This is a genomic window from Pseudomonas sp. fls2-241-R2A-110, from assembly GCF_030209165.1.
Taxonomy (GTDB): domain Bacteria; phylum Pseudomonadota; class Gammaproteobacteria; order Pseudomonadales; family Pseudomonadaceae; genus Aquipseudomonas.
In genome coordinates, this window is sequence record NZ_JARVSN010000019.1 from 75,546 (window position 1) to 97,491 (window position 21,946).

Genomic DNA, 21,946 nt, shown 5'->3' on the forward strand with positions numbered 1-21,946 from the left:
CTGCAAATAGCTTTTGGCTGAGTTAGAACTTCACGGGCACTGCAGTCTCACGCATCACGGCTTCCGGAGTCCGGTACAACTCCGCCATTTCGCGCTCTTCCTCGCTTTTCAGTTGCGCCTGCATATATGCGCCAAGATGCCTGGCGTGTTGAACAATCGATGCACCGAAACGACAACGTTGTTCGCTGTAGTCCGCTAATGCCTCTTCAACGGATGCATGTCGCTCCAGTGCCTCCACGATTGCCAAAGCGTCACCAGCGGCCTTGGTAACCCCCATCCCGCAATGAGGACGCGCCACAAATGCGGCGTCGCCGAGCAACGCGACACGTCCGAAATTCATCTTGGGAACTTCCAGATCGTAAATGGGCTGGAATAACGGCTGGGCAGCTTTCTTTACGACTTCGGCAAACTGCGGAGCCAGTAATGTCTCTGCGCACGTGTACATATTGTCGAGCACGTCACGGCGTATCAGGCCAGGAGGAATCCCACCTTCAAATTGTTTACCGCTTTCATCCCTCAGCAAATCCTTCAATTCATCGTCACCGCTGGTGCGGTACCACACAAAGTTGTAACGGCGCTCGCCGACGAGAGTGCTGTTGGAATGCCCGGCAACTGGATACCCCAAGATCTGTTCATGCGGGGGCAAACAAAACGCGAATTTATCGAACAGTGCGGCGTGGGCAGCGTCAGACAGAGCACTTTCATCGACTAACCCGCGCCAGGCGATGTAGCCGGCATATTGCAAGTGCACATCAGGTAAAAAATGTTGGCGAATCGTCGACCGAAACCCATCAGCCGCAATAATGACGTCTGCTTGATGAGTCGTCCCATCGGCCAATGTAACGCTGGCATGGGTTTCAGTACTTTCGACCGACACGACACTGCCACCACAGCGATACAGTGAATCCGGGAATGCGCAGCGGAGCACTTGGTACATCTTCCCCCACGCAGTTAGCGTTTGTGGGAGTGCGTTCTCAAGTACGACATCGCCGTCCTGGGCCAAAGTGACGCGCGAAAGCACATTAATACCTACAGATGCGTCGAGGGGAATTCCTGCTGCGGCCATCGCTTCGAACAATTCAGGGTGTGTAACGATTCCTGCGCCTCGTCCAGCGAGTTCATCCGGTACGCGTTCGAAGACCTCTACGTCCCAACCTTTGCGCAACAGCATGTTTGCTGCAAACAGGCCGCCCAGCGAGCCGCCGACGACAATGGCGCGGGGCTTGTTCAAGGAATTCATCATGGCTGCTCTCCCACCGTTGCAGCGACATGGGAGGCGTAAGAACCCACTGCCTCAATCTCGGAGGCCGGGAAATTGAGCTCGATGGTGACACCCGACGGATCTTCGATGAACACCTGATGCAGGCCAAGGCTCGGCACGGTGCGATCGCGCCACGCAATCCCTTCGGCTTTGAAGACGTTCCAGAACTCGACCAGGCCGGTGACTAAAAAAGCAATGTGATCAACCGTTCCAGTGCCTGTCAGCGGGACTTCTTTATCGCCCAGGTATTTCTTCAGGCCTTCAGGGTTGGAAGGATCAATCCCGATAATGTGGACCGTGCCGTAGTCCTTCTCATCCCCTCCCATGTACAACCAGACGCCAGGAAAATCGAATGGCGGCCGGTAGCCAGGAGTAAAACCGAGCACCCTTTCATAAAATCGACTGGACTTTTCCAGGTCGAATGACCGGATCGAGTAATGAGCGAGCTTCACGACTTGCATGGTGCCTCCAACAGTTTTTTGTATTTATTTATCAGTTGATAAACAATACGACCTGACGAAATTGAAGTAAATAGGTGGAGGACCAAATTTTTACGGACAGACCTGAACCACGTCGCGGCGCCGCCAACAGAGGACGGGCTTCAGGTGTTGAGAAAGGGCTTTTCAGGGCAAAAAGGCGCGTGCGTCCCCCTTACCACCTGCTCAGTTGAAGGCTGAAACAGGTGATGAGTGGTCGACAAAAAAGCAGGCAACACTGGAGATCAGGAGGCAAGAAACAGGGGAATCTCAACCGATCAATTCAAGCGAGACTTCTCACCGAGGTCGTTATCGACTTGCTGCAGTACGTGGGGACTGCCGTTGAGGAACGCATCAACCATTTGCTCGATCAGCGCATCAATGTCCTCAGTCACTGGAAGATCGTAAATCCATTTGCGCACGCCAATATAGAAAATGCTGGCATGCAGACTCCAGATCAGTTCGAGCTCTTTTTCATTGATCGTTTCACCGGAGGACGGCGCCAATCCATGAGCGTGGCGGATTTCTGCAATGACAGGAATGAAGACCCGCTCACGCAATTTAGCCAGATACCGATCATTGATACCTTCACGCGTCAGCCCGGCGAATACGAAGATACGAATCCATTCTCGGCGCAAAATCACACGCGCATATGAGGTGTAAAAATGCACCAGACGAGACTGAAGGGGTTCGCAGCGATCCTTGATCATCGCCTCCCACGAGGAATCCCACTGATAGACCTCGTCGTACACGCGGTCTATCAATGCCTCTTTGCTGGGGAAATACCGGTAGAGTAAAGGTTGGGTAATGTCCAGTTGTCGCGCCAGCTCACGGGTACTGCCCGAGAATCCGCACGTCGCAAAATGCTCAACGGCTTTCTGCACGATTTGCTTTTCCCTGACCTCAGGCGAAAGGCGTCGAGTCGTCGATTTGACGGGGTCTGCTGATTTCGCTGATTTCCCCGACTCGTTCTCGTCTCTATTTTTTGAGTCTTGCATAACGCCTCACTGGAGCTTCATTAAGGCATCATACAAAACAAAGGAACGCACTGGCTATGAACCACACCTATTTGGCAAGGCGGCTTTCAATATCCTTCTTGAACAAGGTGGGTCGGCTTAAATAATGCCCCATGGCCAACACTTCCATTTGGCCATCGATCTCCAGCGCAAATGCCGGAAAGCCTCGCGCATTCAGCGCTTCAAGCATCCCGTTGCTGCGGTTGATGTGGTCCTGCAATGAGTCTGCAGTGATCGAATCAAACGTTGCCATAAACGTATCGGGCTCAAACCCAAGCTCACTGGCAATGTCGGCGATTACGCCTCGATCAGCGATAGCCCGCCCCTCTTGGTAGTAAGCAATTTGCAGGCGCTTGAGCATTTCGATGCCACGTCCGGACAGCTGTTGAGCGGTCAACATCGCGGCAATCGGTGGTGAAGAGTCCAGCTGGACGTTCTCATGTTCCAGTACGCCTTGAACATAGGCGTCTGCGAAGGTTTGCTTGCTGAATGCCGTAATCCGAGCTTCGTGAGGACGAACAAAATCGCGCCACTCACCCGACATCAACTTGCTTTTGTCCCCCGAGAGCATGCCCACGCCATGGGCCTGAATTTCCAGGCCAGGAACAGCGGTGGCCGCCGTGATCATCGGCGCCGCGCCATAACACCAGCCACAGAACGGGTCGTAGACGTAATGCAGTGTCGCAGTGTTCATTCAAATCTCCGGGATCTGCCGTGCCTACACGGCCTGAAAACAGCAATGAGGAGATCAGCTCTCGGTTAAGCCTTCAGGCCCGAGCAATTCGCTGATGAAATCGATAAACGCATTGACGCGTTTGGAGCCACGATGGTTGGGAAGATACAGCGCGGAAATGGCGGAACTGGCATCGTTCGGATTGATAACAAAAGACTCGAATAATGAAGTCAAATCACCGCTGCCAATATCATCGTTGACGAGCCAGTCGGGTAACAGAGCCACACCGCCACCCGCCAGCGCAACCTCACGTAAAACCTCCGCATTATTGCTTTTGAAGCGGCCCTCAATCGGTACTCGAGTCTCCTCGCCGTCCTTTAAGAAAGTCCACACCTGTTGCTTTGGGCCATAGCTAAAACGCAGACACTCGTGCTGCATGAGGTCCATGGGATGTTCAGGAAAACCCTGTGCACTCAGGTACTCGGCGCTGGCCACCACTCGGCGTTTGAAATGACCGACGGGACGACTGACGACACCGTCCATGGCTGCTGCCGATCCCAATCGGATCGCCAGATCGACGCGCTCACCCAGTAATTCAACGATGTCGTCAGAGAGCGTCATGTCCAACACGAGTTGCGGGTATCGCTTCAAGAGCGAGGCGATATGAGGGGCAATCAGACGGCGCCCAAGTGCTACAGGCACAGAAATACGAAGGTGACCTGCAGGGAGTTCCCCACGGTCAGTGACCGAGGCATCCGCCTCGGCCACTGCATTCAGCACCTCCCGTGCTTTCAAATAATAGGCGGCCCCAGCGTCAGACAATGAGATTTGACGGGTGGAACGGTTGAGCAGGACAGCGCCCAACTCAGCCTCAAGTCCATCGATCATTCGAGTGACAGAAGATGTAGCCAGGCCCAGATGTCGAGCGGCAGAAGAAAAACCCTTCGAATCTACAGCCTGGACGAACATCTTCAATGCGAGCAGCTTGTCCATGACACTCCTTGACTCATCCGTTGTTCATCTTGAGCATGGCGCCAATTCGGGCCCGACGAGACACCACCGAAAAGACGACCAAAGCTACCAGCGACAATGCGCTTCCCACCGCAGCAATCGCCAACCAGCCGGCATGTTCATAAAGCGAACTGGCCACCGAAGAACCGATTGCACCACCAATAAAGATACTGATCATGTACAACGCATTCAGACGGCCTCTGTTGGCAGTGCCCAAGGCATAGACGGCTCGCTGACCCAGCACCATGTTCATCTGCACTGCAAAATCCAGCGCCACACCGGTGACCGCTAATCCAATCACACCGTAAAAGGGATTGATGAAGGCCGGGAGGAAACTCAATACACCCAGCACCATGGCCAACTGCGACGCTCGTCGAGTATGCCCCGCATCAGCGAGTCGACCACTGATAGGTGCGGCAATTGCACCGATGGCGCCGACCAGAGAGAAAATCGCAATCTGACTTTGCGTCAGGCCGAACTCACGACTCAATATCAGCGGAACAGCGGTCCAGAACAAACTGAACGCGGCAAACATCAGCCCTTGATAGAGCGCGCGCTGACGCAGCACGGGCTCGCGGCAAAACAGTTGTCCCAGGGACATCAGCAATTGACCGTACGATGCGCGATGGGTCGGTTGCCATTTGGGCATGGTCATGCCAATCACGATGGAGATAACGAGCATCAAGGCTGCGGCCCCGATAAACACTGCCCGCCAGCCGAAATGATCGGCAACTAAGCTCGACAGCGGCCGCGCAAGCAGAATCCCCAGCAGCAAGCCCCCCATAATCCCGCCAACCACCCGACCGCGCGACTCTTCCGGTGCCAGATGTGCGGCCAACGGGATGAGCATTTGCACGGAGACTGAGCTGAAACCGATGAGCGCCGATACCACTAGAAATACACTCGGCTGCTTGGACAAACCGGCGGCGACCAGGCTGAAGATCGTAATCACAATTGTCGTGATCATCAGCCGACGGTTTTCTACCAGGTCCGCCAAGGGCACCAGGAAAAACAAACCGAGCGCATAACCAATCTGGGTCAGCGAAACGATGAAGCTCGCGCTGCCACTCGACATGCCGATATCCGGGGCAATCAAGCTAATGATCGGTTGTGCGTAATAGATGTTGGCGACGATGGCTCCACAACAAAAGGCAAACAGAAGCACCAGCCCCTTTGTCATTGATGCTTTTTGTATCGTCGCTGCTGTATCACTTGTAGAAAGGCCCATGCCATAGACTCCTGAGTTTCGACAGCGGTGACTCTCCAGTGGAAGATCACTCGCATTCATGTTTTCCAGGACAACAACATAGGCGGCAGTGCACCTCGAGAGAATATGGAGAGGACGCAACGTCGTGTTGCGTCGTGCGCAAGAGATAAACGGGGTCAGTCAAATACCTCCGCTTGAATCAATGACGGGGAATTGATCGAGATGCCGCATTGTCGGCCCCTCCTCCTCATAACTTTTGATATCGATACCAGGCCTGAATGAGGCGAAACCACCGTCTATGGTCGGGCATCGACAAGCCGATCCGGCTGGGCGTAGACTACTATTGATCGACCGATCATTAAAAGGCCTTTTTCATAAAAATGGAGCGCCTTCACCTCTCCAGGCTCAGCAGTTTCAACCAAAAACACCCCCTGCTTTTATGCAACGCTGAGCCAATGAGCTCGAGGTAAAAATGGGTGGGTCACAATAAAATCTCTTGAGTGAGGCGAAACTCATCGTGACGCTTAATCTTCGTAGCAAAGTCATCCTTCTGGCGATCATCCCCGGCCTTTTACTAGCGGCGATGGTCAGTGGCACCACCTTTTGGGTTTTGCAAAAGCTGGCATCCGAAGAGGTCGCGCAGACGCGCGAGCTCCTGATCGATGAGCGAAAAACTTCACTAAAGCACTATATGGAAATTGCCCAAACGTCGATTCAGCCGATCTATGACGCTTCCCGCTATGGGGATCTGGAGGCTCGCGATCAGGCCGTCAAAATTCTGCGGACGCTGAGTTTCGATAAACAAAACTACTTTTACGGCTATGACTCCTCGTCTGTTCGAGTGTTCTCTGCAAACCTGAATACCGATATCGGCAAGAGTTTTGTCGATAGCAAAGATGCCAACGGCGTGTATGTCATTCGCGGGCTGGTTGAAGCAGCCAAGACCGGCACTCATTTTTTTCGCTACGACTGGCAGACGCCCACCAGCCCTAAACCTACGCCCAAACTTGGTTACACCGTTTACCTGGACAAGTGGGACCTGACCGTGGGTACCCAAGTGAACCTGGACGATCTGGAAGTTCAGGTGCAGGCCATTGCCAGTAAGCGTTACGAGCGAATCGGCCAGTACACAGCGTACGTACTTGCCCTTGCCGGTTTCTTGCTGGTACTGGTCGCCTTAGTAGGAATCTGGCTTGGCAACGGACTGGTGAAACCTGTACTCGCTATCAAAAAAAACCTGGACGACATTGCCGCTGGAAATGGCGACCTGACACACCGTTTGCCAGTTTCGAGCAATGATGAGCTGGGCGATTTGGCTCACTCGTTCAACGTATTTGTGGAAAAAATTCATAGCCTTGTACGTCAGATTGCCGAGATGACCGGGCAACTATCCGAGCTGGTCGAAGATATGTCGGCCCAGGCACAACGGTCGGAGCAGGCCATGGATCGTCAGCGCCATGAGACGGATCAGGTAGCGACAGCCATTCATGAAATGTCCACGGCGGCGCACCAGGTTTCCGTCAGTGCCCAAGGTGCTTCACACGCAGCACGAGAAACCAGCGATGTAGGTGGGCAAGCAAGAGATGTCGTCAACAAGAGCATCGAAAGCATTCATTTGTTAATTGAGGAAATCGGGCAAAGCAGCACGTCTTTGGACAGCCTGAACAATGACGTGCAGTTGATTGCCGGTGTAGTTGACGTCATTCGTTCTATTGCAGAACAAACCAATCTATTGGCTTTGAACGCTGCAATAGAGGCAGCACGAGCCGGTGACGCGGGGCGTGGATTTGCGGTGGTTGCTGACGAAGTTCGAGCCCTGGCCAGCCGTACGCAAAAGAGCACTCAGGAAATCCATGGGATGATCAGTCTGCTTCAAAAAGGCACTCAAGACGCCATGATCACGATGGGCCGCTCCAGCGAATCAGGAAAAACAACGGGACAGTTGGCAAACCAGGCAGGGTTATCTCTGGATGCCATCAGCCAACTCATTTATACAATTAATGACATGAATGCTCAGATCGCCAGCGCTTCCGAAGAACAGACTGCCGTCGCCGAGGAAGTAAACCGCAGCATGACTCATATCTCCCAGGCGGCTGATGTGGTCGCCAATGACGCCAAAAGCACCGCACGAACCTCCCTGAGCCTCACAGATTTGGGCAATCGGCTGGGCCATTTGGTTGGGCAGTTTCGGATTTAGAGGTGAGCCTTTGCATTAGTTTTCGGATTTGAGACGGGCTCTCTCCAACCTCGCCGAATAGGCAAAAAAAACTCCGTGGTGTTTCGCCACGGAGTCTTTTTCTTCGCCAAAAACAGTCACTGATAGACGACCAAAAAAGCCTCGACTACTCGGATGAAAATTTCACATCCACGATTTTGTTTTCCAGGAACGCAACATCCAGATAATTTACTTTTCCGGCAATTGCCTTGTAGGTCCGGCGAGTAACTGCGTTCTCCTTTGTCTCCCCAACTTGCACCAACTGAGTATCATTGGAGACCTTGCTGAATGACGCCTCTATCTCTGACACGTGTTTATCGTTAAATGCCTTGCGTATTTCCGGGCTTAACATTGGATCGCTTTTACCATCCATCAAGGCAATAACTGCTGCCTTAGTCTTTTGAGTCTCAGCCGCTGAGCCTTCGATTTCTCTTTCAAGAGGCAACAGATTTGGATCAATAATCCCGGCAATGCGCTTAACTATATAATTGCTACGAGCTGTCTCGAGATTCGCCAGAAAACCTATGGAAATACCGTTATCGAACCTGGCGTAGTGCGCATGAAATCCCTGGAACGATCCCCCATGATCGATCAACCGATGACCATTCACGATATTGTTGCGCCATCCGAATCCATAACCGGTAATGGGTTGACTGCCGTCAGCCATCAACGGCACTTCCCACTCGGTATTAATTGACTCTTTAGACAATGGCTTGCCTTTTGAAAGGCACGTGTCCCAGGCAGCCAGGTCATTGATCGTCAACAACAGGCTCCCGTCGGCTGTCTGAGCCAGGCTCTGCGAGACCGGCCCCGGGTTTTCCAGCTGTCCATCACTGGAGACATAGCCGGACGCCCGATTGGGGATAATAGTTTTCAGCATATTGACGTGTGCCGTTTGCATATCGCACTGGCTGAACAACCTTTCCCGAAGCAGATCTCCGTAAAATCTTCCGCTCGCACGCTTGATCAGCATCCCCAGCGCGACATAGCCTGAGTTGCTGTAGCGGTACTGAGTTCCCGGTGCGAAATCCAGTTTCTTGGACGCAAGAAGACCGATAAGTTGTTCGTCGGTGTAGTCTTGTTTTATATCAATACTATTGAACTGCTCATAGTCGGGTATGCCAGAACGCTGCTGCATGACCTGGCGAATGGTAATACCGTCCCACATGCCTTTGGCTTCGGGAAAATAGGGTGCAATAGGATCATCAAGCTGAAGCTTGCCGTCTTGTACCAAGAGCATAATGACGGAAGAGGTAAACATTTTTCCAACTGAGCCTGATTGGAAGACAGTCGCCGTCGTTGCAGGCGTTTTGGTTTCCAGATTACTAAACCCGTAAGCAGAGGTATAAAGCGGCTTCCCGTCTTTAAGAATTGTAATTGCTGCCCCCGGAATACCCTGTTCTTTCATAAGGGCACCCATAACATCATCGACTTCATGGGCGCTCGAGAACGGCGCGGCATGACACGCAACTCCCCACACCAAACTTGTAAGTAACAAACCTTTTGAGAGTACAAATGTTCGCTTTTTAGAATTTTTATTCATTGTAATTCTCCAGAAAATTTCTAGTGGCTGATCATTTCTGTGGTCGGTGGACGCTAGTTATTTGGTGTGAGTATTCAGATTCTCCTTTAAGCAAAAAACCACGGTGGGCTCTGCCATTATCTATACAGGTCTAATCTGGATTAATAATTCCATAATGGACAATTACGTCCATATCGTCAAGCTTTCGAGAGACGGTTTTTCGAACAAGGAAACGGAAAAATGAGCGCGATCGGCGGAAGGCATTTTTGCTGTACTGATGACACCAGAGTGATCGCTCACAGGCAGAAATCGGCCAGAAGTAGACACCTGAAATGCCCCCCGACCTTTACATCGCTCTGGACAAGATCGCATTGGCCATCGTGCCTTGAGCAAGTGCGGCTAGGCGCGTTCGCGCCGCTATAGTCGACTCTATGAATGACCGTACTTCCAGGAGCTTTTCCCAGTGTCTGACATGCCGAGCAATTTCGCTTACACAAAACGCTTCAATGCCGTACTCACCTACATTGATGCCAATCTCGAAGGTGACCTGTCGGTGAAGACGTTGAGCCATGTGGCGAACTTTTCGGCGTTTCACTTCCATCGACAATTCACGGCGTTCGTTGGAGTGCCTGTCTCACGTTATGTGCAACTGATGCGACTACGTCGCGCGGCACATCGCCTGGCCGCCGTCACTGATCATTCGGTACTGGACGCCGCACTCAGTGCCGGCTTTGAAAGTCCCGAAGCATTTTGCAGGGCGTTCAGGCGGGCGTTCGGTACGACGCCGAGTGCGTTCAGGAAGGAACCGAACTGGCAGGTCTGGAATGCGGTATTCGCAATCCCCCACTTTTCCAGGACTATCGTCATGCAAGTAAGAATCGTAGATTTCCCTGACGTCAAAGTAGCAGCGCTTGAGCACCGTGGACCACCCGGGCTCGTCAATGAAAGTGTGCGCAAGTTCATTGAGTGGCGCATGCAGAGCGGACAGTCGCCGGTGGCATCGAGTCGCACCTTTGGCATTCCCTATAGCAACCCCGATACGACACCTCCACAAGCATTCCGCTTCGCAATCTGCGGCGAGATTCACGAGGTCGTGAAGCCGAATGAGTTCGGCGTGCACGAGATCGTCATTCCCGCCGGCCGCTGCGTCGTGGTGCGACACACGGGGTCACCGGATCACATCGGCGAAACGATCTATCCGATTTACCGCGATTGGCTTCCTGCCAGCGGAGAGGAGCTTCGTGACCATCCACTGTTCTTCAATTACCTGAGCGCCTATCCCGAGACACCACAGGATCAATGGCAAACAGATGTGTATGTTCCGCTGCAATAGCGGAGCAAGCAGCTTTCGACCCTGAGCTGACGTTGACGAGTGTCAGTTCGGGGTCGGTTGCCTCTGCGTCCACCTGGAAGAGGTGATCGAGCATTGCTACAAGAGGCTTATGTTAAGCCTGCTAGAGCTTGTGCTTACGCAAGCGTCGGGAATGCTCAACGGTTTTTGCTCGGGAAAATGGCGAGCGTCCGAGCTCAACTCCGGCGCAAGAGTGTATGAGGAGCCACACCAAAAGCTTTGCGAAAAGCATGGCTGTAATGGGAAAAATCGGAGAATCCGAAATCCAGTGCAGCTTGGGAAATGCTGCGAACCTGGCCACGTTCGATCGCCTCGCGGCTGGCGATCAGGCGCTCTTTCCAGATCTCCGCAACCGGCGTTTTCTGGTAACGGGCGAAAGCACGCGTGACGGTTCGCGTGGACACATAATGCACTTGAGCGATGCGCTCGATCGAGAGGTCCGGATCGGTCAGATTCTGGTGGATGTAGTTCATGATCCGACCATAAAGATCCAGCTCCTCATGGGTCGTCTTGAGATCCTGGAGCTCCAGGCTGATCGCCAGAAGATCCAGCAAGGTGTTGGAGAAGCGACTGGATAGCCCCTCGTCTTGAAAGCTCGCGGGAATGCTCGCCGCTTGACGCAACATCTCGCGCAACGGAATCACCCCTGGACGGCGATCGTCCAGAACCACGGCTGTGCAGCCTCCAATACCTGGCAACCGCTGGCTGAGCAACTGTCTCGGAATGCGGACCAGGTGGTTTTCGGTACCACCCAGGCTGAATCGGAACGTCTGGGATGCGTCATAAAGAAACAAATTGTCCGCTGCCAGAGTTGCCCTGCGCCCTGCCTGCTCCAGTTCACCAAAGCCTCGCCGGGTGAAACCCAGCCATAAATCCTCATCAGGACCGCTGCGCAAATGCTGGGGTGAACGCTCCCAAAAATGCAGTGGCGAGGACAGCGTACAGATGTCCAGCGGCCCCATGCCGTGCACTTCCAGCGCCCCGTCGAAATCGCTCTGCGTCAATGGTTTGCTGTCCGCCGCCAGGCAGTGACGGCACACCACTTCTTTCCAGTAATCAAAGCGACGTGGAGCCGCAACGGCGAGGGTTGAATACTGATTGCTATGACTCATGGCATTCACCTCACGGCGGCGACTGAACAATAAGGGTGACGGAAACATTGGTTCCCTGTTTAGCAAATAGCAGGCCACTCCACTTTTGTACTGCCAAGGTTATGTGAGCTTGAGATATCAGACCCGCGCGCGCTCGGGAAAGAGTCTGCGTGAGGCTGTCACACGGACGACTCCTGCCCGTTATCGTTACATGCATTCGCAGTGCACGCACCCATTCAGCCCATCCTAATCCTGTTTTCAGGCCCTGTCCTTTCTAGCCAAACGGTTGTCCGTTCGAGCCAAGCGTACGGTGCCGTCCCCGCCTAACTTCTACCCCACACCGTGCCACTCCAACCACAGCTGATGAGGTGTCCCATGCAACCGCCAGAGCAGCAGCGACAGTCCGATTCATCCTGGCTTTTGCAGATGCGCGACCTGGCACCTGAAGAGTTCGCCACCTACCTGTTAGAGCTGGGGACTCAGGTGCTGCGGCGTCGACTGGTTGCACCAACCGCCAGACAGCCGCGCCCGTCGAAACGTTGAACAGATAACCGCATACCAAAAAAAACAAAGGAGCCCACCATGGAATCTGCGATCGATAAGCACCTCAAATGCCCGCGCACGTTGTCTCGTCGCGTCCCCGATGAATACCAACCACCCTTCCCCATGTGGGTTGGACGCGCCGATGAGCAACTGGAACAAGTAGTGATGGGGTATTGGGGTGTGCAATACCGCGGGGAGGACCAGCGTGAAGCAGCCCTGAACGCCATGCGCCACATTGCCGCCAGCCTGAGTTTGCCCGATGGCCCTCTGAGCCATGACCTGACTCACCACACTGACAACAGTGGTTACGACAACCTGATGATCGTCGGTTACTGGAAAGACCCCGCCGCGTATTGCCTCTGGCTGCGCACGCCTGAGGTCATCGAATGGTGGTCTTCAGAGGATCGGGTGAGCGAAGGCCTGGGTTACTTTCGGGAAATTGTCGCGCCGCGAGCCGAGCAGTTCGAGACGCTGTATGGCTTTCGCGATGAGTTGCCCGGTGTTGGCGCCGTGATGGACAGCATCAGCGACGAAATCGAAGAGCACGGTTACTGGGGATCGATGCGTGACCGCTTCCCGATATCCCAGACCGACTGGATGGCTCCTTGCGGCGAACTGACGGTCATCGCTGGCGACCCGGCCAAAGGTGGGCGCGTGGTCGTGCAAGGCCACGACAATATCGCGCTGATCCGCTCCGGGCAGGATTGGGCGGATGCCGGCGACGACGAACGATCGCTCTATCTCAACGAAATTCTGCCGACGCTGCAGGCGGGTATGGACTTCTTGCGCGACAGTGGCAAGGACCTGGGTTGTTACAGCAATCGCTTCGTGAACTACATAGACCTGGAGGGCAATTTCCTGAACCTCAGCTACAACATTGGCCACTGGCGCTCCCTGGAAAAACTCGAGCGCTGGGCCGAATCCCATCCGACCCATCTGCGGATCTTCGTCACCTTCTTTCGTGTTGCCACCAGCCTGTCGAAGCTTCGGCTCTACCACGAAGTTTCGGTATCCGACGCCAAGGATCAAGTGTTCGAGTACATCAACTGCCACCCGCAGACCGGCATGTTGCGTGACGCGTTGATCCCTAAGACCTGACGTCTGACGCAACCCGGCGTTCACGGGCGGTCTTGATTCGAATTCCGCCCTGACACCGTTATCCCCCCCGCACAGTTTTTTCGGCCCCCCATCTCTAGCGCATGGGGTTGGGGGCCCTTTTGCCAGGAAATCGATCATGAAGTTGAGTCACTTTTTACTCGTGCTGGGCATGCTGCCCTTTGTCAAAAGCCAGGCCATCGAGGTAGCTCCAGGCGATTTCGAGCCATTGCCGGCCGGCGCCAACGCCTTGCTGCTCTACTACCAGCATGCCGACCGCTCGGATCTGTACCAGAACGGCCATAAGGTCTCCGACGACGCCCGGCTCAGTTCTGACATTGGCATCCTGCGTTATGTGCACGCCATCGGCCTGTCAGAAAACCTCTCATGGGAACCGCAGATTCTGTTGCCCTTCGGTCAACTGAACGCTTCCGGAGATGTCGGTACGTTGGGCGATACTCGTGGCATCGGCGACCCGATCATCACCGCCCCGCTGAAGTGGACGCTGCCGACCGCGAACAAGGACATCTTCTCTTTGGCACCGTACCTGTCCTTTCCGGTGGGGAGCTACGATAAAAACGATGCCCTGAACCTTGGCGAGAACCGCTGGCGCGCCACGCTACAGGCGGCGTACATCCACCATTTCTCCCCGAAATGGGCCCTGGACACCGTGGCTGAAGCCTCATGGGTGTCGGCCAACAATGACTTCGGCTCGACCGGGGCAAAGCTGGAAGAAAACACCCGCTACGAGTACCAGGCCGCCGTGCGCTACAACTGGACGCCGAGCACCACCTTCGCCGTTGGCGGCGGCTACATCACCGGCTCGGCGACCACGGTCAACGGGGTCGATCAGCACGATGGGGTATCCACCTCCTATGGCCGTTTCACCGTCACGCACTTCATCGAGCCCACGCTGCAGATTCAGGCCCAGATCGGCACTGACATCGAGGTCGAACAAGGCTTCAAGGAAGGCGCACGCCTGAACCTGCGCGTCTTGAAAGTGTTCTGAGCGCGCCACGCTCGGCAGGTTGTCCTTTTCAACCAAATGGCTGTCCTTCTCAGCCAAGCAAATGCCAAGACGGATGCCTAACTTGAACCTTGTTACCCACATCGATTGATGTCGCTCCAGGTACCGGCCGAGTGTTTTGCAAACACCATCGAACGCTCCCGTACTGACTGACCCGTCGTCGATCACAGACAAAAAGAATAGGAAAATCATGGCCATTGTTCGCCCTACCCTCGATCAACTGCAGGACATCGCTGGCCGGCTGAATATGCAGCTGAACCATGAGCAGGCAGCGGAATACCTGGCACTTATGCAGCCAAGTTTCGACGCCTATGACTTGGTCGACGAGTTGCCGGATTTCACCCCGCCGGTGCGGTACGACCGCAGTTCGGGCTACCGCCCTTCACACCCGCAGAACCTGCTCAACGCCTGGTATTACAGGACTGAAGTCAATGGCGCCCGTGAGGGCAAGCTTGCAGGCAAGACTGTTGCGCTCAAGGACAACATCGCCTTGGCTGGCGTCCCGATGATGAACGGCGCCTCAATCCTGGAAGGGTTTGTACCGTCGTTTGACGCCACCGTGGTGACCCGCTTGCTGGACGCCGGGGTCACCATTCTGGGCAAGGCGACCTGCGAGCATTACTGCCTCTCCGGTGGTAGCCACACGTCTGATCCGGCCCCCGTACACAACCCATACCGGAACGGTTTCGCTGCTGGAGGTTCCTCCTCCGGTAGCGCTGCATTGGTGGCAGCCAGCGAGGTGGACCTGGCGGTTGGCGGCGATCAAGGCGGTTCGATCCGCATCCCTTCAGCGTTCTGCGGCACCTATGGCATGAAGCCGACCCACGGTTTGGTGCCTTACACCGGGATCATGGCGATCGAAGCCACCATCGACCATGTCGGTCCCATCACCCGCAACGTACGTGACAACGCGCTGATGCTGGAAGTCATGGCCGGTGCCGATGGACTCGATCCTCGCCAGGCCGCACCTCAGGTCGACGCCTACTGCGACTACCTGGATCGAGGTGTGAGCGGGCTCCGGATCGGCGTCCTGCAGGAAGGCTTCCAGCTGGCCAATCAGGATCCACGCGTTGCCGACAAGGTACGCAGCGCCATCGCCCGCCTTGAGGCTTTGGGCGCTCGCGTCGAGGAAGTCTCTGTTCCAGAGCACAATCTGGCGGGTTCGCTGTGGCACCCCATCGGCTGCGAAGGCCTGACCATGCAGATGATGCATGGCAATGGCGCAGGTTTTAACTGGAAGGGTCTCTACGACGTCGGCCTGCTGGATAAACAGGTCGGTTGGCGCGAACAAGCGGACGCTTTATCCGCGTCGCTCAAGCTCTGCATGTTCGTCGGCCAGTACGGCCTGGAACGCTACAACGGTCGTTTCTACGCCAAGGCACAGAACATCGCACGCTTCGCCCGGGCCGGTTATGACAAGGCACTGGAGACCTACGACCTACTGGTCATGCCGACCGTACCGATCATCGCCCAGCCCCACCCCGAACCCGATTGTTCGATCACTGAGTACGTGGCCCGGGCGCTGGAAATGATCGGCAACACAGCGCCTCAGGACATTACCGGTCATCCGGCCATGTCGATCCCATGCGGTCTGGTGAACGGTCTGCCGGTGGGGCTGATGTTCGTTGGCAAACACTATGCCGAAGGCACGATTTACCAGGCAGCGGCAGCGTTCGAGGCCGCCGTCGACTGGAAGACGTTGTAAGGCTGCTTACCCCAAGCCTCCCGTACATCAATAAAAACCGGGGCTGATCTTCACTTTTTTTAACCGTGTTAACCGAGGAGTTACATCATGAGCGCCACTGTATCCCCAGCATCCACTTCGACGCCCAGCGAGCGGGCCTGGGCCTTGTTCAAGGTTTTGAAAGATAAGGAACTGATTCCGGAGGGCTATATCGAGCAGCTAACCGAACTGATGGAGCACCAATGGAGCCCGGAAAACGGCGCCCGTGTAGTCGCCAAAGCCTGGGTCGATCCACAGTTCCGGGAACTGTTGCTCAGAGACGGCACCGCAGCGTGTGCGCAGTTTGGTTTCACCGGCCCGCAAGGCGAATACATCGTGGCTCTGGAGGATTTGCCCCAGCTGAAAAATGTCATCGTCTGCAGCCTGTGCTCCTGCACCAACTGGCCCGTCCTGGGGTTGCCGCCGGAGTGGTACAAGGGTTTTGAATTCCGTGCACGTCTGGTTCGTGAAGGACGTACCGTGCTGCGTGAGATGGGCACAGAGTTACCAAGCGATGTGGTCGTCAAAGTCTGGGATACCAGCGCAGAAAGCCGCTATCTGGTCCTGCCCTTAAGGCCCGAAGGCTCCGAGCACATGAGTGAAGAAGAGCTTCAGAAACTGGTGACCAAGGATGTGCTGATCGGGGTTGCCCTGCCCCACGTACGTTGACCCAAAAGACTCTTCATCTTCTTCTAACTTTCGGAGGTTTTTATTATGGATGGCTTTCACGATCTCGGCGGTTTTCAAGGCTTTGGCAAGGTTCCCCATGTCATCAATACTCAGGACTACAAGCAAGTATTCAAACAGGAGTGGGAACACCTGGCTTACAGCCTGATGTTTATCGGCGCCGACCAGCTGAAAAAATTCAGCGTCGACGAAATCCGTCACGCCGTCGAACGGCTTGATGTCCGCCAGCACGTCGGCACGCAATATTACGAACGCTACGTCATCGCCACGGCCACGTTGCTGGTCGAAACCGGCCTCATCACCCAGGACGAACTCGATCAGGCGCTGGGCTCACCCTTCAAATTGGCCAACTCTCCCCACGACAAGGGCCGCCCTGCCATCACCGGCCGCCCGCCATTTGAAGTCGGCGACCGGGTAGTGGTTCGCGACGAATACGTGGCCGGCCATGTGCGCATGCCGGCCTATGTACGCGGCAAGGAAGGCATCGTCCGACACCGCACCTCGGAAAAATGGCCGTTCCCGGATGCCATCGGTCACGGCGATTTGAGCGCGGCGCACCAGCCGACCTATCACGTTGAATTCCGTGTAAAGGATCTGTGGGGCGATGCCGCGGACGATGGCTTCGTGGTCGTCGACCTGTTCGAAAGCTATCTGGACAAGGCCGTCGATGCGAAAACGGTGGCCGCATGATTGACGGGGCCCAGTTGGTTCGATTGCCGGTGACGGTCCTTTCGGGCTTCCTCGGCTCCGGCAAGACGACCCTGCTCAACCACATCCTGCGCAACCGCGCAGGTATGCGGGTGGCGGTCATCGTCAACGACATGAGCGAAGTCAACATCGACGCCGAGGACGTGGCACGCAACGTGTCGCTGCACCGCGGTAGCGATGAACTGGTCGAGATGAGCAACGGTTGCATCTGCTGCACGCTGCGCGCTGATCTGCTTGAGCAGATCAGCCTGCTGGCGCGTCAGCAGCGCTTCGATTACCTGCTGATCGAGTCCACCGGCATCTCCGAACCGATGCCGGTCGCCGAGACCTTCGCCTTCCTCGATTCGCAAGGATTCAGTCTTAGCGAACTGGCGCGGCTCGACACCTTGGTCACCGTTGTCGATGGCAGCAACTTCCAGGCGCTGCTGGCCTCACGGGATACAGTCGGCGACGAGGACGAAACGGGCACGCCATTACGTCACTTGTCCGACCTGCTGATCGAACAGGTTGAATACGCCAACGTCATCCTCGTCAGTCGGCTGGACGTGATTGGCGAGAAAGGCTTTCTGGAACTGAGCGCCGTTCTTGCGGGCCTCAATCCGCAGGCCGAAATCCTGCCCATGGACCACGGTGACGTCGATCTGTCGAAGATCCTCGACACCGGCCGCTTCGATTTGCCGAGTCTGGTGCAGTCACCCGGCTGGATGAAAAGCCTGGAATCGAGTGACGATCGTCCTCCCGAGTCGGACACCTATGGAATTGCTTCGTGGGTATATCAGGAGCGTGCGCCATTCCATCCGCAACGTCTGCTGGAGTTCCTGCAGCGGCCTTGGCAAAACGGGCGGCTACTGCGTTGCAAAGGCTACTTCTGGGTTGCCAGTCGGCATCTGGACATTGGCATGCTGGTGCAAAGTGGTGGGCAATTTCGTTGGGACTATGTCGGGCGCTGGTGGACATTCATTGCCCAATCGCAATGGCCTCAGGACGACTATCGCCGCGAAGGAATAATGGCCAAATGGAACGAAATCACCGGGGATTGCCGACAGGAAATCGTCTTCATCGGCCAGGGTATCGACCTGGATAATTTGAAGCTGCAACTGGATGCTTGCCTGCTGACTCCGCAGGAGATCTTGGAAGGTCCACAGACGTGGCCAACCTTGCCAGGCGCAACATCCTTTGACCTCAAGGCATTGTCGCCCTGACCGCTCGGCAGTCTGCCTACCAATGCACCCACTTTAGCGAGGCCGGGCAAGCCTCGTTATGACCTTTAACTTCAATTTTCACGGACTGAGAGGCGCTGTATGTTGTTCTTCAACAGAACTACCCATCGGGCACTGGCCTCACTCGCCGACAGGCTGGATCGACCCGAGATCGCTGGCTCGGCAATCCCTTCCGACCGCCCGGTGTTGCGGCACATTCTGACAAGGGTGGAGAGTCTCCTCAACGAGCGACGAGGCCTGCTAGCGCGAGAAGAGAACCTGAGCCAAAACCTGGAACAAATCACCTTACGGCTCGCTGAGCGCGACGCTCAACTGCAACAACTCCAGACACGCTGGGAACTCGCCGTTCAAGGGACAGGAGACCTGTTCTGGGAACTCGATCCAGGCACAACTACCCAGCCCGATCCCGGTAGCGCACTGCGCTGGTCAGGTTCCTGGACGATCCCGACACAGTTGCCTGCCCAGCTCAATCTCTGGAGCGAGCGACTACACCCGGATGACCGCCAGCGCAACCACGATGCCTTGTCGAAACATCTCGCAGATCGCAGCGGCCGGACCAGCTACGATCTGGATGTTCGAATGACCTTCGAAGGTGTATATCGCTGGTGCCGCATCCGCGGTGAATCCCGTCGCGATGCCCAGGGCATGCCAGTGGCCATCGCCGGAGTGTTGCGCGACATCCACGCGCAACGCTTGCAGGACGAAGCGCTTTCACTGGCGGCCACCCGTTTCGAGATTGCCCGGGAAATGCTCCACGACGGGCTCTGGGACATCGAGGTAGTGGCTGGCGATCCGGCCAATCCGAAGAACGCCATCTGGTGGTCTTCACAGATGCGACGCCTGCTCGGCCACACTACGGCCGAAGAATTCCCCAATACTTTGGAAGCCTGGTCGTCACGCCTGCATCCCGAGGACAGCCAACGCGCTATAGGCGCCTTCGTCGCACACGTCGATGACCGTACAGGAAAGACCCCCTTCGACGTCGCCTACCGACTCAGACACAAGAGCGGTGAATACCGTTGGTTCCGCGGCCGTGGCCAGACCCGACGCACGGCTGACGGTTCGCCACTACGTGTAGTTGGCGCTATCACCGACATTCACGCGAGTCACGAGGAGAGCCAGTTGCGTGAGACCCAAGAACGACAACATCAGGCCATGCAGGGAAACCTCACCAAACTGACGCAGATCGTTGCCGCCATACAGGGAATCGCCAACCAGACCAATCTGTTGGCCCTGAACGCGGCCATTGAGGCCGCACGCGCAGGCGAGGCAGGACGCGGCTTCGCCGTGGTCGCCGACGAGGTTCGCAAACTCGCCACCCGAACCAGTCAGGCGACTCAGCAGGCGGCAGACATGATAGAGGGCTACTGACTCGACCGCGGCTTTTTTGTTTTCGGCTCCACCACACCCTTTGCTCCGAGTTGGGAGGCTCCGTGAATCCGGGCATAGCCCGAGCGGGACCACGAGAAAATCGTCTGGTCCCCGAAGCAATTGCGGACCTGAATATCAGCGAAATCACCGGGTAGTTTTGCGCAGGCACAAAAAAGCCGATCTAACTGATCGGCTTAAATGTCTGATATTAATCGGGAATAATGTTCGGGACGGAGTGATTCGAACACTCACGCCCTAGCCCCCCATCTCCTTTTTCATACCTCTTGAAAGCTTCCAAAATTTTACAGTGAGGCCCCGAGGTTCAACGCCCCAACCCAGTGCATTGCTTCAGATCAAAACGACTGTGGGAGCGCTCGCGATGGCGGTGCAACATTCAACGGGGATGTTGAATGTGATGCCCTCAACGCGAGCAACCTCGCTCCCATAGGTTATTCATAACGGATCGAGAATGAAGTCTGTCAATGACGCAGCAATTTGCGCAATGGCACGCCGTCCTTGAGCACCGGTGATTTGATGACGATGTAACTGAAATACTTGGAAATGCCAATGTTCTTGTCCAGCAGGCTTTCGATGACTTCCTGGTAGTGCTGGATGCTGCGGGTCATGAAGCGCACCAGGTAATCGTAGCCACCGCTGATCAAATGGCATTCAAGCACTTCATCCACCTGGCGGATGTTGGACTCGAACTTGGCGAAATCTTCGCGCTTGTGGTCGCTCAAGGTGATCTCGGTGAAGACCGTGACCGAGTCAGTGATCTTCGCCAGGTTCAGGTGCGCCTTGTAGCTGGAAATATACCCCGCCGACTCCAGTCGCTTGACCCGTTGCAGGCAGGGACTGGCCGATAATCCCACGGCATCGGCCAGGCTGACGTTGGTCATGCGGCCGTCTTTTTGCAGCTCAACCAAAATGCTGATGTCGATCCGGTCCAGTTTCACTAAACCTTCCATTGCGTACCTCGTGACTGCCGTTTGTAGGACAATCTTCTAGCAAAATCAGCGCCGTAAAGACAGCTGATGCTGAGCCACCAGATCCGCCATGCTGTTGATGCAGTAATCCGCCGCGCAAGGGGATGGCTTATTTTCACGTGCACGACTGATCAGGCATACATTGGCGGCCAACCGCCGACCGGCAGAAGGCCGCGTCACTTGCAGGATATCTCCGGCTTCAAGTCCGTTGGCTTTTAACCAATCCTGATCCTGCAATGGATCGCTGGCCAGTGAAATGAAATCGTCGGGCATAATCCCCAGCCGCTCACAGAGCAGCGCTCGATCTTCAACATCCCGATCGCCCTGCACCAGCAGGCGATAGAACTTGCGCAGGTACAGCATCGCCCCCGGCGCATCCTCGAACAGCGACCAATTGGCGACCGAACGGGCAAAGCTCATGCCCTCCTCCCAGCTGGCTTTGAGCCCCCAGCATTCAGCCAACTGGCGATGGGCGAAACACAGCAGACCACTAAAACCCAGTTCACCGAAGCGCGGATACAGTGCGCGCAACACCTCGCTGTATTCGGCCAGCACCTGTTCCTTGTCCGGGTGTCCGCCCCGGCTGTCGAGCAAGGGTTGCAATGCCGCCCAGACTCCCGAATCCCGATCGACCAGAACCTCGTCGCAATGAATGAGCAACGCTCGATATTCAGTCAGCCCCATGATGTGCAAAGCCTCCGATGATGCATTTCATCCATGCTCCATAAACGCGCACGGGCGATGCCTTGCGGCACCGCCTCGA

General features: G+C 55.6%; 18 protein-coding genes and 4 pseudogenes. 12 read left to right on the forward strand and 10 right to left on the reverse strand.

Annotated features, from left to right (window positions below; all coding sequences use genetic code 11):
- Positions 1–22 precede the first annotated feature (22 nt).
- The 6 genes from QRN31_RS16150 to QRN31_RS16175 form a co-directional block, all read right to left on the reverse strand.
- Positions 23–1,243: an FAD binding domain-containing protein gene (locus QRN31_RS16150; RefSeq protein ID WP_285433066.1), complete on the reverse strand. Its 1,221-nt coding sequence runs from the start codon at positions 1,241–1,243 to the stop codon at positions 23–25.
- Positions 1,240–1,722 carry a VOC family protein gene (locus QRN31_RS16155; protein WP_285433067.1) on the reverse strand — a complete coding sequence of 161 codons (483 nt, stop codon included), beginning with the start codon at positions 1,720–1,722 and terminating at the stop codon, positions 1,240–1,242. The genes QRN31_RS16150 and QRN31_RS16155 overlap by 4 nt, the downstream gene beginning before the upstream one ends.
- 293 nt (positions 1,723–2,015) lie before the next feature.
- On the reverse strand, positions 2,016–2,735 hold the full coding sequence (locus QRN31_RS16160) for a TetR/AcrR family transcriptional regulator (RefSeq protein WP_285433068.1): 720 nt from the start codon (positions 2,733–2,735) through the stop codon (positions 2,016–2,018).
- A gap of 67 nt (positions 2,736–2,802) precedes the next feature.
- Complete coding sequence (locus QRN31_RS16165) at positions 2,803–3,447, reverse strand: DsbA family protein (protein WP_285433070.1); 645 nt, start codon at positions 3,445–3,447, stop codon at positions 2,803–2,805.
- Between the two features lie 54 nt (positions 3,448–3,501).
- On the reverse strand, positions 3,502–4,419 hold the full coding sequence (locus QRN31_RS16170; protein ID WP_285433072.1) for a LysR family transcriptional regulator: 918 nt from the start codon (positions 4,417–4,419) through the stop codon (positions 3,502–3,504).
- Between the two features lie 13 nt (positions 4,420–4,432).
- On the reverse strand, positions 4,433–5,665 hold the full coding sequence (locus QRN31_RS16175) for an MFS transporter (RefSeq protein ID WP_285433196.1): 1,233 nt from the start codon (positions 5,663–5,665) through the stop codon (positions 4,433–4,435).
- 562 nt (positions 5,666–6,227) lie between these two features.
- Between QRN31_RS16175 and QRN31_RS31575 the strand changes: the two are divergent.
- Both QRN31_RS31575 and QRN31_RS31580 read left to right on the forward strand, forming a co-directional pair.
- Positions 6,228–6,983: pseudogene (locus QRN31_RS31575) on the forward strand (cache domain-containing protein); the annotation flags it as partial.
- Between the two features lie 342 nt (positions 6,984–7,325).
- Positions 7,326–7,841 (forward strand): annotated as a pseudogene (locus tag QRN31_RS31580) (methyl-accepting chemotaxis protein); the annotation flags it as partial.
- A gap of 145 nt (positions 7,842–7,986) precedes the next feature.
- Here QRN31_RS31580 and QRN31_RS16185 read toward each other — a convergent pair.
- Positions 7,987–9,402, reverse strand: coding sequence for a serine hydrolase domain-containing protein (locus QRN31_RS16185; protein ID WP_285433075.1), 1,416 nt, complete (start codon positions 9,400–9,402; stop codon positions 7,987–7,989).
- A gap of 442 nt (positions 9,403–9,844) precedes the next feature.
- On the opposite strand from QRN31_RS16185, the gene QRN31_RS16190 reads away from it, so the two are divergent.
- Positions 9,845–10,714 (forward strand): AraC family transcriptional regulator, encoded by an 870-nt coding sequence (locus QRN31_RS16190; RefSeq protein WP_285433076.1) that lies wholly within the window; start codon positions 9,845–9,847, stop codon positions 10,712–10,714.
- 194 nt (positions 10,715–10,908) lie between these two features.
- Here the strand turns inward: QRN31_RS16190 and QRN31_RS16195 are convergent, their stop codons facing one another.
- Positions 10,909–11,844, reverse strand: a complete 936-nt coding sequence (locus tag QRN31_RS16195) for an AraC-like ligand-binding domain-containing protein (RefSeq protein ID WP_285433198.1) — start codon at positions 11,842–11,844, stop codon at positions 10,909–10,911.
- A gap of 354 nt (positions 11,845–12,198) precedes the next feature.
- Here QRN31_RS16195 and QRN31_RS16200 point away from each other — a divergent pair, with 354 nt between their 5' ends.
- The 9 genes and pseudogenes from QRN31_RS16200 to QRN31_RS31585 form a co-directional block, all read left to right on the forward strand.
- Positions 12,199–12,366 carry a hypothetical protein gene (locus QRN31_RS16200; protein ID WP_285433077.1) on the forward strand — a complete coding sequence of 56 codons (168 nt, stop codon included), beginning with the start codon at positions 12,199–12,201 and terminating at the stop codon, positions 12,364–12,366.
- A gap of 39 nt (positions 12,367–12,405) precedes the next feature.
- Positions 12,406–13,464 (forward strand): aliphatic aldoxime dehydratase, encoded by a 1,059-nt coding sequence (gene oxdA / locus QRN31_RS16205; RefSeq protein WP_285433078.1) that lies wholly within the window; start codon positions 12,406–12,408, stop codon positions 13,462–13,464.
- A gap of 136 nt (positions 13,465–13,600) precedes the next feature.
- Positions 13,601–14,470: a transporter gene (locus tag QRN31_RS16210; protein ID WP_285433079.1), complete on the forward strand. Its 870-nt coding sequence runs from the start codon at positions 13,601–13,603 to the stop codon at positions 14,468–14,470.
- Positions 14,471–14,678: 208 nt separating this feature from the next.
- Positions 14,679–16,193 (forward strand): amidase, encoded by a 1,515-nt coding sequence (locus tag QRN31_RS16215; protein ID WP_285433080.1) that lies wholly within the window; start codon positions 14,679–14,681, stop codon positions 16,191–16,193.
- An 87-nt stretch (positions 16,194–16,280) separates the two neighbouring features.
- Positions 16,281–16,880, forward strand: a complete 600-nt coding sequence (nthA, locus tag QRN31_RS16220; protein ID WP_285433081.1) for a nitrile hydratase subunit alpha — start codon at positions 16,281–16,283, stop codon at positions 16,878–16,880.
- 45 nt (positions 16,881–16,925) lie between these two features.
- Entirely contained in the window at positions 16,926–17,588 is a 663-nt protein-coding gene (gene nthB / locus QRN31_RS16225; protein WP_285433082.1) for a nitrile hydratase subunit beta, read from the forward strand.
- The gene (locus QRN31_RS16230) at positions 17,585–18,808 is read left to right on the forward strand and encodes a GTP-binding protein (protein WP_285433083.1); all 1,224 of its coding nucleotides are present in this window, start codon (positions 17,585–17,587) and stop codon (positions 18,806–18,808) included. The genes nthB and QRN31_RS16230 overlap by 4 nt, the downstream gene beginning before the upstream one ends.
- Before the next feature lie 99 nt (positions 18,809–18,907).
- Positions 18,908–19,900 (forward strand): annotated as a pseudogene (locus QRN31_RS16235) (PAS domain-containing protein); the annotation flags it as partial.
- Between the two features lie 30 nt (positions 19,901–19,930).
- Positions 19,931–20,185, forward strand: a pseudogene (locus QRN31_RS31585) (methyl-accepting chemotaxis protein); the annotation flags it as partial.
- Positions 20,186–20,676: 491 nt separating this feature from the next.
- Here QRN31_RS31585 and QRN31_RS16240 read toward each other — a convergent pair.
- Positions 20,677–21,165 carry an Lrp/AsnC family transcriptional regulator gene (locus QRN31_RS16240; protein ID WP_090182530.1) on the reverse strand — a complete coding sequence of 163 codons (489 nt, stop codon included), beginning with the start codon at positions 21,163–21,165 and terminating at the stop codon, positions 20,677–20,679.
- Positions 21,166–21,210: 45 nt separating this feature from the next.
- A complete protein-coding gene (locus QRN31_RS16245; RefSeq protein ID WP_222585777.1) occupies positions 21,211–21,867 on the reverse strand; it encodes a 2-haloalkanoic acid dehalogenase in 657 nt (218 codons plus the stop codon).
- Between the last annotated feature and the right edge of the window lie 79 nt (positions 21,868–21,946).

Excerpts from the sequence above, each read along its gene's own strand:
- QRN31_RS16150 (WP_285433066.1), bottom strand. The coding sequence starts at position 1,243 with ATGATGAATTCCTTGAACAAGCCCCGCGCCATTGTCGTCGGCGGCTCG.
- QRN31_RS16155 (WP_285433067.1), bottom strand. The coding sequence starts at position 1,722 with ATGCAAGTCGTGAAGCTCGCTCATTACTCGATCCGGTCATTCGACCTG.
- QRN31_RS16160 (WP_285433068.1), bottom strand. The coding sequence starts at position 2,735 with ATGCAAGACTCAAAAAATAGAGACGAGAACGAGTCGGGGAAATCAGCG.
- QRN31_RS16165 (WP_285433070.1), bottom strand. The coding sequence starts at position 3,447 with ATGAACACTGCGACACTGCATTACGTCTACGACCCGTTCTGTGGCTGG.
- QRN31_RS16170 (WP_285433072.1), bottom strand. The coding sequence starts at position 4,419 with ATGGACAAGCTGCTCGCATTGAAGATGTTCGTCCAGGCTGTAGATTCG.
- QRN31_RS16175 (WP_285433196.1), bottom strand. The coding sequence starts at position 5,665 with ATGGGCCTTTCTACAAGTGATACAGCAGCGACGATACAAAAAGCATCA.
- QRN31_RS16185 (WP_285433075.1), bottom strand. The coding sequence starts at position 9,402 with ATGAATAAAAATTCTAAAAAGCGAACATTTGTACTCTCAAAAGGTTTG.
- QRN31_RS16195 (WP_285433198.1), bottom strand. The coding sequence starts at position 11,844 with ATGAGTCATAGCAATCAGTATTCAACCCTCGCCGTTGCGGCTCCACGT.
- QRN31_RS16200 (WP_285433077.1), top strand. The coding sequence starts at position 12,199 with ATGCAACCGCCAGAGCAGCAGCGACAGTCCGATTCATCCTGGCTTTTG.
- oxdA (WP_285433078.1), top strand. The coding sequence starts at position 12,406 with ATGGAATCTGCGATCGATAAGCACCTCAAATGCCCGCGCACGTTGTCT.
- QRN31_RS16210 (WP_285433079.1), top strand. The coding sequence starts at position 13,601 with ATGAAGTTGAGTCACTTTTTACTCGTGCTGGGCATGCTGCCCTTTGTC.
- QRN31_RS16215 (WP_285433080.1), top strand. The coding sequence starts at position 14,679 with ATGGCCATTGTTCGCCCTACCCTCGATCAACTGCAGGACATCGCTGGC.
- nthA (WP_285433081.1), top strand. The coding sequence starts at position 16,281 with ATGAGCGCCACTGTATCCCCAGCATCCACTTCGACGCCCAGCGAGCGG.
- nthB (WP_285433082.1), top strand. The coding sequence starts at position 16,926 with ATGGATGGCTTTCACGATCTCGGCGGTTTTCAAGGCTTTGGCAAGGTT.
- QRN31_RS16230 (WP_285433083.1), top strand. The coding sequence starts at position 17,585 with ATGATTGACGGGGCCCAGTTGGTTCGATTGCCGGTGACGGTCCTTTCG.
- QRN31_RS16240 (WP_090182530.1), bottom strand. The coding sequence starts at position 21,165 with ATGGAAGGTTTAGTGAAACTGGACCGGATCGACATCAGCATTTTGGTT.
- QRN31_RS16245 (WP_222585777.1), bottom strand. The coding sequence starts at position 21,867 with ATGGGGCTGACTGAATATCGAGCGTTGCTCATTCATTGCGACGAGGTT.